Consider the following 10,085-nt stretch of genomic DNA (forward strand, 5'->3'; position numbering starts at 1 on the left):
TTACTCCCCTCCTAAAAAGTCCATTTTTTTACTTGCATAGAATAAGCAAATGATGGATATAGCCAAGAAACATAACACAGGCAAACTATCCATAAAGATAGAGGAAACACTTAATTTATTTACTAACCAATCCTTTAAAGTCAGCATACTAGCGGAAACAGGGCTCAACAGATCAACTAAATGAGCAAATCCAGATTTTTTCATTGTTGTTGAAAGAAACATTGGTATGGCCGTCACCAAAAATAGGACAATCGACAAAAGGGTTGCATTTTTACTTGATGCTATCCATGAAGAAAAGGCTAATGACAGTAATGAAAAACTAATTACCAACGGTAATCCAATTAGATATAAATAACCTAAAATCGTAGGCAACATATTCGTTCCATATGTCAATGCATAGAAGTAGGGGATAGAAATCATTGAGATGATCAGCCAGAAAACTAAAATTCCTACTACCTTCGAAAGGATTATTTTCACTTTTGATAGGGGGGTTAATAAAAGACTTTCTAAAGTTCCTTGCTCCCTTTCACCGGAAACCATAGTTGACCCTAATATGATGGATACTAAAATACTGATACCAATTAATGCTTTCATAAAAGTCATATTTACTTCGACCTGAGCAAGTAAACTCAGTTCCTTCACTGATATAAAACTATAGGTTAAACCACTGAACAAAATGGAAATGGCAAGGAAAATCCAAACTCCTTTTCGGGAAAAGACATGTTCCCTAATCTCCTTTTTTATCAAACTAGTCATTAGATGCTCCCCCCAACTTCATCGGATGTTAGACTAAAGAATATATCCTCTAATGTAGGATTCTCATTCTTTAAGACTAAACGATACCCTGTTATTAATTCGTCTAAGTACCCTTCTTCAAGCAGTTTCCCTTGTTTTACAATGGCCACACGATTACAGATTTCCGATATTTCCTTTAATAAATGTGATGTGATAAAAACAGTAACATTCTGTTCTTGATTTAATCTCGTGATAATCGATTGTATATCCTTTTGCCCTTGTGGGTCCAAACCTAACGTAGGTTCATCAAGAAAGATAATAGAGGGCTCATGTACAATGGTTTTCGCAATACCGATCCGCTGCCTCATCCCCCGTGAATATTGTCCAATTGGAATATCTGCCTTCCCGGCCATGCCTACCCACTCAAGAACCTCTTCAACCCTTGACTTAACCCTTTTCTTATCAACACCATAAAGTTCGGCAAATAATTTTAAATACTCTCTCCCAGTCATCCAATTATAATAACCATGCGATTCTGGCAATACCCCAATTAATCTGCTCACCGATGCGTTCTCTTTCTTAACTTCCTTGTCTTCAATGGTTACGGACCCGTCACTAGGTTCAATTAATCCATTTAACATTCGGATAGTCGTCGTTTTCCCTGCACCATTTGGTCCTAAGAATCCGTATATATCGCCTTTATTTACCTGAAGATTCAAAGAATCAACAGCCACAAAACCATTGTCGTATTGTTTTGTTAAGTTTGTTGCCTTAATCATTCTAAACCCTCCCTTAATACCCAACTTTTTAAGTACATCCTTAACATAAAGGAAGACTATGAACGGCTTCCGAAGGATTAAAAAACACAACATAAAATTTTGATGAAAATATTTTCATAATCAACAAAATAAAATACTCCACCATTTAAGTGGAGTAGAAATACAAGAATTTATTTACCCTAAAATAATGACTGCAATTCCAACTACAAAACAGTAGATTGAAAAATAACCAAGTTTTCCTTTTTTCATAATATTAATGAACCACTTTAACGAAAAATAGGAAGCAACTAAAGAAGCAATAAATGCTAGTGTATATGGAAGGAAAAGTTGTCCCATATTTGGATCGTGAATTAAATCGGTAAACGATAATATCATCGCACCTAAACTAACAGGAATATAGAGAAAAAAGGAAAACTTAAGTGCAGTCTCGCGTTTTGTTCCTAGGGCCATAGAAGATACAATGGTTGCACCTGAACGACTGATCCCCGGTATTAATGCCACTGCCTGAGATAACCCAATTATAATAGAATCCTTGAGAGTTAATTCACCATCGCCTTTACTACCCTTTAAATTTCGGATTAGCCAAAGAGCAATCCCCGTTAGTATTAGAGTAAAGCCAATAACCCTTACTCCTTTAAAGATGGCTGCTATCTGGTCTTGAAATAGGACTCCTATAATTCCAGCAGGGATGGTACCGATAATCAGATAAAGGACAAAATAAAAGTCTTTCTTCATACTTTCGGTTTTATCTGAAACGACTAAATAGGATACACTATTTTTTGTTAATTGTATTAAATCTGTCCGGTAAATGAATAATACGGCTAGTAAAGAACCAAAGTTGACCAGAACCTCAAAACTTAATCCCGAAATTTCTAAGCCAAAAAAATGTTCAAATAATACTAGATGCCCACTCGATGAAATAGGGATTGGTTCCGTAATCCCCTGAACAAGTCCTAAAAATAAATATTTTAATAGTTCAATCACATTCCCTGAATCCATGCGCAATCATACCTCCTTAGCCCCTGCTCTTTTTCCGTTTATTTTTTACATAGATTCCTAATAAAATAATGAAAATGAAGGCTAAGATGATATAAGCAATTTTAGAATAAACATCCATAAAATTGACTATATCATGCCACGAAGAACCAACCGCTGCACCAACTTTAATTAAGACTATATTCCAAATCATTGTTCCAACTGTCGTTAAAAGGAAAAACAACCAAAAGTTCATACGTGCCATACCTGCTGGAATCGATATTAAACTTCTGATTAAGGGGATAAATCTACAAAAGAAAACAGTCCAAACACCATACTTATCAAACCAAGACTGTGCCTTATGAATATCTTTTTTAGTAAGACGCAATATGTGACCCCATTTATCAACAATTCTTTCTAAACGGTTTACATTAAGAAGGGTCCCAATCGCATAAAGAACAACTGCACCTGCTACTGAGCCGGCAGTCGAGGCTATCACAACACCTGTAACACTCATATTTGTGGTTGTTGTCATAAATCCTCCAAAGGTTAGTATGACCTCAGATGGAATAGGGGGAAAAATATTTTCCAACATAATTAGGAGGAAAATCCCCATGTAACCAAAACTATTCATTATTTCCGTAATCCAATTTTCCATTAAAAACACTCCTTGTTTATTGGTAAATCCCCTATGTTCGTCCTGCTAAGGAAAATTAAATTAGTAAATTCCTTTGTTCTTATATAGGTTAGTTCTTGTATATTCTTTCTCTTTATACCTTTGGAAGAACCAAATAGAAACTGTTAACCAGACGCTGCTTGCAAAATATCCTCCGATAATATCGCTTGGATAGTGTACCCCTAGATAAATACGGCTAGTACCAATTATGAGGATAAGTAAACTGCTAAATATCACAATTGTTGTTCGCCCAAAACGATTGAGAATATGCCGCCAAAATATAAATGCCAAAATACCATAAACGGCGAAGGCACTCATTGCATGTCCACTTGGAAAACTATACCCACCCACGTCAATTAACAAATGGAAATCAGGACGGGCCCGGTGAAAAATTACTTTTAAAGTCTGATTTATTACTTGCGTTCCTATAATGACCGTTCCTAACAAAAAAACTTCGGCCCGGCATCTTAGTACACTATATAAAATAAATGACACTATCAAAAATAAAACCAGCACCACAGGAAATGACCCTATAAATGTAAAAAACTTCATGATTGTGGTCAATGCTTGTGATTCATAACCCCGAATAAAAGAAATCAACGTTTGATCAAACCGTTCAATTTTCTGAGCACTAATTAGAATCGCCATACAACTAAAACCAATTAGTGAAACAAGGCCTATGAGAAAAGCACTTAATAAATGCCCTTTTAATTTCATTTCGATAACTCCTACTTTCATTTATCAATAAAATAGTGTTCTGGATACCTAATGAGAGTAACAAGTAAAAATGAAAATTTAAGTATGGAAGGATTAAAAAAATTTAATGTTGTATTTTTATGTAACATAAATAAAAAAGGAGTTTTACCCCTTTAATTGTTATTAGTTAAACAAATTGGAAATTGTTTTTTCCTTTCATTTTGGCGATATACATGGCTTTGTCGGCATTTTTTAATATCACCTGATAACTTTCACCATTTTCAGGGTAAAAACTAATTCCGATACTAGGGGAAATATTCGATTCCTTTCCTTCCAATATGAATGAATCGGACATTACGTTAATTATTCTCTCCGCCACATTTATACATTCCTCCCTAGTTATATCCTCCAAAACTATAACGAACTCATCTCCTGCTAATCGAAAAACGACATCATTTTTTCGCACACTTCTTTGAAGTCTTTCAGCAACTTGAATTAATAAAGAATCGCCAGTAGCGTGTCCCAAAGTGTCATTGATTTCCTTAAATCGATCTAGGTCCAAGAACATTACAGAAAATTTCTTGTTGTATTTTTTACTATTCTTTATTTCCTGATTAATGTAGTCCTGCAACATTAATCGATTGGGTAGGCCGGTCAGGTGATCCATATGGGCCAACTTTGCTAATTTATCATTTAATATTTGTAATTCTTTCTTTTGTCGATTTATCTTCATCAAATAGACAGTGGTAAGTACAGTAACGGAAACTTTAACCAAATTAACTATAGTAATCATTTCAAATTCTTCTTTGGATAATAACTTTCCCGTTCCAAAAAACTCAAACACTTCCCAAAAAACGTGTATAACCGAAGATATACATAGTATTGTAATACCTGATTTGGGACCAAACCTAAATAAAACAATGAAAATCGAAGGGAAACTTAAGAACCAATAACTGCTAAAGAAGTGTATCGGTAAAAAACTTTCTAAAATAATGGGTAAAATCAAAAAGAAAACAACTAGAATCCAAAACGCGGAGTTTTTATATATTAAAATCTTCATTTTTCCAACCCCAATAAGAATATTAAATCCACTAAAATATATCATCAAATAATGAAATAAATACTATGCCATGATTAAAAAAATTTTATAATTGGGTATTTCCCTGACATTTACTTTACTAGAAAGTAGTTTATAGTGATCTTTCTTAGTATGTGCTCCCGCCTGTACTTTCTTCTTATGTGTTTTCCATAATTCTCGTTTTTTCCTTAAAATTATCTGAAATCGTGTTTTTTATATAGTTTAATTTGCGACATCCCTTTTGGCTAGGGCAGTACTTAGCGATCAAGGGATTGTCATCCAAGAATCTTTTTAATTAGATATTTTACATACAAAAAGACCAGTCAGCCTTTATGAACTGAATGGTCTTTTCCTTTTGTCACGAGAACCAAAGGATTGTCTTCATAAAATAATAATGCAACTTATATTCTAAAGGATATACATTTCAGTTTAAGTGAATATAGTAATCATTCTTAACAAGTTCATATTCTTCAAAAGTAAGAACAGTTGCATCATCTTCATAACCCAATTTGTCGTACAATGTAATAATAACGCAATCATTCTGGATTAATTCCCTAATACTTGCTGCAGATTTATACATTTTGTTTACCTCAATCAAATTCTGTATACTCATTTCTTCCATAGTATCCCACCCCCTTTATAACTCGAACTATCATTGATGACTTACTGTCATTGGAGGGGAAGTTATATGAATCACAGTTAAACATTTAAGGTCTAATTCCTTCAACATTTTTAAAATATGATAGTTAATAAGTAGGGTTTCACACTTAAATTACACCAAATCGAAATAAATATTTTTCAAATGAAACCAGCCTACCCCACATTAAGTCATCTTTTTTAAATTCTAAATAAAAATCCTCATTATTCATGATATTAAACATCATTTCTTCAACTTGAACGGGATCTGCAATACCTAATTGGATTTGTTTGTATAGGTGCATAAATGCAAGTCTTACTGCTGCAATAGTGGGAACGTTATGTTTTAAATATACATCTATAATCATAGTAATATTTCCTCCCTGATAATTAATTTATACAGATATGATAACGTAGGTTAGGGTTATTTAGAGCCCCAGATAAGTAAAAAAACAGGGAATTATATCCCCTGTCCATCGTAATAATTTGGATTTAATTTTTTTGCTAAATTCATGCACTTTATGAGTTCATGACTGTCTACTAAATATTCCCCTAATATAAAATATAGATTTTCCATAAATTCCTCATAAGAGTGAAAAATTTTGTTATAAACGGAAATTCCAAGATTGTCCTTTTTCCCTTTTGTTGGTTCTCTTTTGAAAATATATACAAAGTACATCCATTGGTCCTTGTTCTTATCCGTTTTTAATACCCTCTCAAAGCGGGTTAAAATTATATTATGATCCGCACTATAAAACTCTACAAATGCTGGTTCAAACTCATCTTTCTTTACGAAACTAAATAATTCTTTGGCTTTCATGAGTATTCTCCCCTTATCCTAAAAATTAATATTACACTGGTACACTTAAAGATAGAGGAGGTAAAACCTGTATTTGTTTTTACCGTTATATTTTTCCATGCTTTAATGGTCTTTTTATGTACGGTAAAATTATATTATGAACGATATAAACGCGCTGATTTTTAAAGGAAGAGGTGAAGAAATGGTAAAGGGTACTTCTACTCCATCTTTTTCAAAGGTAGATTTTGAGAAAGAAAAGGAGTATGTTCGTTCTGAAATTGCAAGATTAGCAGCCAATGCAGCCAGAATTGAAGAGCAGAAAATACTATCAAAAAATAAAATTTTTGACTAAAAACAAGGAATCGAACCCCAAAAGATTAATAGGATAAGTGGGTTCACTGAAGTATACAAATATATTAATTTCATTTTATCTTATTTTCTTTAAAGGAGCGGTTTTCTGCTCCTTTAAATTTAAAATTTTATCTAGAAATTATCAAGATAAAAAAGGGACAAGCAAACTAACAATGCAATGAAGAAGAAATGGAGAGTGATTTATATGATTAAGTTGAAAGATATTACACAATTAAAACGTATTTTAAGAGGTGAGGACTATGACAAGATTATTGTTTGGAAAAGTGGAGAGTGGGATTTAGTAACAAGTAGTTATATTGGTGAACAAGACGGGGAAACTCCTGTAAGAATAATTAATCGTATTTTTAATCATAACCTTACGTATAAGCAAATTGACAATCTTGTTGCAGATGTTCAGGCAGAACTTAATTAATGCATATGGGGAAGTGTTTAATTAGAATAAAGTTTGCTTATATTAGTAAGTAGGTAGGATCACCAAACAAAATCCTCCAATAGCCCTAGAAATATCCACCATTTAACATTAGCATAAATAAGCAGCCAACCTCTATAAAATTATGGTAAGAAGTCTTTATTATAAATAGCAAACAAAAACACTCAGAAAATTTAAAATCTGTGTGTTAATAACTTTTCTCCATCTTAACCTATCGTAACGATAGACATTCGTGAGAAATGTTAGTCCACCTTTGCCCATCCCCACCTTTAAATGCTTGTGTTGTTTCAATACAACAAAAAGGTAAGGAGTTTATCTCCCTACCTCTTATCTATTCAAATTCCACGTATTTCCTTAATACTTTCATAGCACGTTCTGCATCTTCGTCAGTTCTAATATTTATATTAGATAATTCATTTGTAATTTTCTTTATGATGTCAATTACCCTTCCATCAACTAACTGCAATTCACAACATAACTCTGAAACACGATGAAAATTAACACTAAACTCCACACGCTTGTCTTCCATTGAAACCAATTTTAAATACAATTTACTCATCATAATTCTCCTCCCCATCAAGTTGGGCTCTAAGAGAATAATAGGCATCCATATTTTCAATTGTTACATACTCATTGACCAAATCCAGAACTTCCTCATAACTTTTCAAACCATCATGTTGAAACCGATAGTTAAGTTCCTCACTCTTATCAAATTCCTCTAAATATTCAAGCATCGCTTCCGCCTTCCACATTACATGGTAGACATTTCCCTCTGGACCTGACCAATCGATTTTTATAATTGGTCTACTATATTTTGTTTTCATATTGCCACCCCCTCATTAGTTGCTATACTAATTGGGAAGTAACAAAGATTCGGGATTTTATTTCTTTTCCTTAACTTCACATACTCTTTCGCTGTCATCTCTTTCATTATCATTGACTTATTTTCGCCATAGAAAGCAAATATGAAGTCAATATTTTTCATAGACATTCTTTCAAGTGTCTGTAAACTAAACACATTTAAGAAAATTGGGCTGAATATAAGTATAGTTTCATTAAACCTTAAAGATGTAACATATTCCGTCATATCCTGCGGCTTATAGTAATAGATGAGTTCTTGCAGTGGTTTAGAGAAAATATCAAACTTGCTGATGGCAAGTCCCTTCTCTTCCGAAAATTTAATCAGTTCATGCTTATGTTCACTATACTCCTCTTGAACTTCATGTTCAGTATTGTTCTTTCTAATCAATACAGATAGTGCTCTGATTTCCTTCATATTAACACGCTCCTAATAATTTTTTTGAAGTTCGACATAGTTAAAAAATAATGCTTTCATCGATTCTAATTCAGATTCGGAATACCCTATACCTTCTATAATCTTTCCTTTTAAAATAATTCTTTACTTCCTTTTCAAGATCACTAAAATGGTATTTAAGACTTGCATAATTTGGAATTCCAACAAGTAATCCTAAAATAGTGATAAGCGCTTTGTCATCAATATTCATTAGAATATTAACCACAAGTATCATGGTTAAACACGACAAGAATATAATCCATCTGGTCTTTTTTATATTTACCTCTCCATGTAGTATTAACTTCCCTGACAGAACTCCCGCAGCCGTGCCCCCGATGTATAAAAGCCAACTTTCTTGTGTCATTTGAAACTCGCCTAAAAAAAGTACGAGTGGGTAAGTTAGAACGGTTGTGAACATCATTGTAACGATTTTTCCAATTAGCAAGACGAACTTTGCAGTTTTTTCACTCTTGAACCGTGGTTTTATCATTTTCTTACCTCCCGTTTTTCATTTGCTTTTGTCCAGCGTTCCGCACTTGTGTTTAGTGAGGATACGATTAAAAGTATAAGAAACGTAATAGCAAGGCCGGGTTTCTTATCCACTATGTAGTTTGATGCTAATCCTAATATTGCTCCCATTATGAGTGAATATAATGCTATTCCTTTATAATTCATTTCGATTATTGTTTTTCGAAGCCAGTTCATACATTTTCCTCCATGACTTAACAATATTTTAGAAATAAAGATAAGAATTATTAACTCTATTCCAGATTTCTCTAGGAACAATGGAATCATGGTGAAAGGGAAAATACTTTTCAAATGTTATTTTTCCTCCGTGCGAATACTCCCTGTAGATATAGTCACCCGTATATACAATATCCCGAAGAATCTGTTTCACTTCATATGGACTGAATCGTACTTTTAAATCAAACCAACTCAATGAAGTTTTATTTATTTCCTTGCTCACCTTTTGGTACGAGCACCATTTTAGATACAATCTGTAAATCTCCCTAACTATCATCGCCTCATCTTCATGAACCTGAAGAATTTTATTTTCATCAAACCTATAACCAAACGGAACCGCATGATTAAGGCAGCCATTTAAACCTTTACATACATAATTTTCTAGACTCTTGTACAATGAAATTACCTCCCATTAGATCATTTGAATTCCTATTATTAAAAATCCTAATGCTAATTGATTTCAGATGATGCTCCGGCAAACGAGCACCTGCAATACTAATCTTCTACAAAATGTGGAAATCTTGGTATAATACCACGGCTTTTAATATTGATGTAGTCAGAATTTATTCTCTGAACCACTTTACTGTCAGGTTTCATAATGACATACCACAATATAAAATCAGAATCTTCCTCGTCAAAAACTTCTGCGAGGACATAAACTAAAGTACCCTGATTATGCCAAACATCTATCCCTGCAATATTCACACCAAAACTTGCAGTTATTTCTCCAACATGGAATTTGTTCTCCTCATTGCTTATCACAAAAATCCCTCCTTATTGAAGGGGAATTACATGATCTGGCCCTGATTTTCCCCCTTTGAAATATCAATCAAATTCCCTTAAAGGATTACATACTGCCCTTCTCGTATCT

18 protein-coding genes are annotated in these 10,085 nt (G+C 33.3%); 2 read left to right on the plus strand and 16 right to left on the minus strand.

Going from position 1 to position 10,085, the window contains the following annotated elements:
* The 9 genes from CYJ37_RS24875 to CYJ37_RS24915 all read right to left on the minus strand — a co-directional run bounded on the left by CYJ37_RS24875 (position 1) and on the right by CYJ37_RS24915 (position 6,395).
* Positions 1-756 (minus strand): ABC transporter permease, encoded by a 756-nt coding sequence (locus tag CYJ37_RS24875; RefSeq protein WP_101552719.1) that lies wholly within the window; start codon positions 754-756, stop codon positions 1-3.
* Positions 756-1,514: an ABC transporter ATP-binding protein gene (locus CYJ37_RS24880; RefSeq protein ID WP_180827444.1), complete on the minus strand. Its 759-nt coding sequence runs from the start codon at positions 1,512-1,514 to the stop codon at positions 756-758. The genes CYJ37_RS24875 and CYJ37_RS24880 overlap by 1 nt, the downstream gene beginning before the upstream one ends.
* Positions 1,515-1,688: 174 nt before the next feature.
* Positions 1,689-2,513, minus strand: a complete 825-nt coding sequence (locus CYJ37_RS24885; protein ID WP_101552722.1) for an undecaprenyl-diphosphate phosphatase — start codon at positions 2,511-2,513, stop codon at positions 1,689-1,691.
* 16 nt (positions 2,514-2,529) lie between these two features.
* Positions 2,530-3,147: a DedA family protein gene (locus CYJ37_RS24890; protein ID WP_101552724.1), complete on the minus strand. Its 618-nt coding sequence runs from the start codon at positions 3,145-3,147 to the stop codon at positions 2,530-2,532.
* Between the two features lie 60 nt (positions 3,148-3,207).
* Positions 3,208-3,882, minus strand: a complete 675-nt coding sequence (locus tag CYJ37_RS24895) for a phosphatase PAP2 family protein (RefSeq protein ID WP_101552726.1) — start codon at positions 3,880-3,882, stop codon at positions 3,208-3,210.
* A gap of 166 nt (positions 3,883-4,048) precedes the next feature.
* Positions 4,049-4,921, minus strand: a complete 873-nt coding sequence (locus CYJ37_RS24900; protein WP_180827445.1) for a GGDEF domain-containing protein — start codon at positions 4,919-4,921, stop codon at positions 4,049-4,051.
* A gap of 442 nt (positions 4,922-5,363) precedes the next feature.
* On the minus strand, positions 5,364-5,561 hold the full coding sequence (locus CYJ37_RS24905; RefSeq protein ID WP_101552730.1) for a hypothetical protein: 198 nt from the start codon (positions 5,559-5,561) through the stop codon (positions 5,364-5,366).
* Between the two features lie 145 nt (positions 5,562-5,706).
* Positions 5,707-5,943 (minus strand): hypothetical protein, encoded by a 237-nt coding sequence (locus CYJ37_RS24910; RefSeq protein ID WP_101552732.1) that lies wholly within the window; start codon positions 5,941-5,943, stop codon positions 5,707-5,709.
* Positions 5,944-6,035: 92 nt separating this feature from the next.
* A complete protein-coding gene (locus tag CYJ37_RS24915) occupies positions 6,036-6,395 on the minus strand; it encodes a hypothetical protein (protein WP_101552734.1) in 360 nt (119 codons plus the stop codon).
* Between the two features lie 136 nt (positions 6,396-6,531).
* Here CYJ37_RS24915 and CYJ37_RS26950 point away from each other — a divergent pair, with 136 nt between their 5' ends.
* Together CYJ37_RS26950 and CYJ37_RS24920 are read left to right on the plus strand one after the other, a co-directional pair.
* Positions 6,532-6,726, plus strand: coding sequence for a hypothetical protein (locus CYJ37_RS26950; RefSeq protein WP_142385318.1), 195 nt, complete (start codon positions 6,532-6,534; stop codon positions 6,724-6,726).
* 204 nt (positions 6,727-6,930) lie between these two features.
* Positions 6,931-7,158: a hypothetical protein gene (locus CYJ37_RS24920; protein ID WP_101552736.1), complete on the plus strand. Its 228-nt coding sequence runs from the start codon at positions 6,931-6,933 to the stop codon at positions 7,156-7,158.
* A 349-nt stretch (positions 7,159-7,507) separates the two neighbouring features.
* Here CYJ37_RS24920 and CYJ37_RS24925 read toward each other — a convergent pair whose 3' ends face one another.
* From CYJ37_RS24925 to CYJ37_RS24955, 7 genes are all read right to left on the minus strand, one after another.
* The gene (locus CYJ37_RS24925; protein WP_142385319.1) at positions 7,508-7,738 is read right to left on the minus strand and encodes a hypothetical protein; all 231 of its coding nucleotides are present in this window, start codon (positions 7,736-7,738) and stop codon (positions 7,508-7,510) included.
* Positions 7,728-8,000, minus strand: a complete 273-nt coding sequence (locus tag CYJ37_RS24930; RefSeq protein WP_101552739.1) for a hypothetical protein — start codon at positions 7,998-8,000, stop codon at positions 7,728-7,730. Before CYJ37_RS24930 ends, CYJ37_RS24925 begins: the two co-directional genes overlap by 11 nt.
* A complete protein-coding gene (locus tag CYJ37_RS24935) occupies positions 7,997-8,452 on the minus strand; it encodes a hypothetical protein (RefSeq protein WP_101552741.1) in 456 nt (151 codons plus the stop codon). The genes CYJ37_RS24930 and CYJ37_RS24935 overlap by 4 nt, the downstream gene beginning before the upstream one ends.
* Before the next feature lie 70 nt (positions 8,453-8,522).
* On the minus strand, positions 8,523-8,960 hold the full coding sequence (locus CYJ37_RS24940; RefSeq protein ID WP_101552743.1) for a hypothetical protein: 438 nt from the start codon (positions 8,958-8,960) through the stop codon (positions 8,523-8,525).
* Positions 8,957-9,175 (minus strand): hypothetical protein, encoded by a 219-nt coding sequence (locus tag CYJ37_RS24945; RefSeq protein ID WP_101552745.1) that lies wholly within the window; start codon positions 9,173-9,175, stop codon positions 8,957-8,959. The genes CYJ37_RS24940 and CYJ37_RS24945 overlap by 4 nt, the downstream gene beginning before the upstream one ends.
* A gap of 28 nt (positions 9,176-9,203) precedes the next feature.
* Positions 9,204-9,611, minus strand: a complete 408-nt coding sequence (locus CYJ37_RS24950; protein WP_101552747.1) for a recombinase family protein — start codon at positions 9,609-9,611, stop codon at positions 9,204-9,206.
* A 98-nt stretch (positions 9,612-9,709) separates the two neighbouring features.
* Positions 9,710-9,976 (minus strand): hypothetical protein, encoded by a 267-nt coding sequence (locus tag CYJ37_RS24955; protein ID WP_101552749.1) that lies wholly within the window; start codon positions 9,974-9,976, stop codon positions 9,710-9,712.
* Positions 9,977-10,085: the final 109 nt, after the last annotated feature.

The sequence above is a fragment of the Bacillus sp. UMB0728 genome, from assembly GCF_002858875.1.
GTDB classification, from domain to species: domain Bacteria; phylum Bacillota; class Bacilli; order Bacillales; family Cytobacillaceae; genus Bacillus_AB; species Bacillus_AB infantis.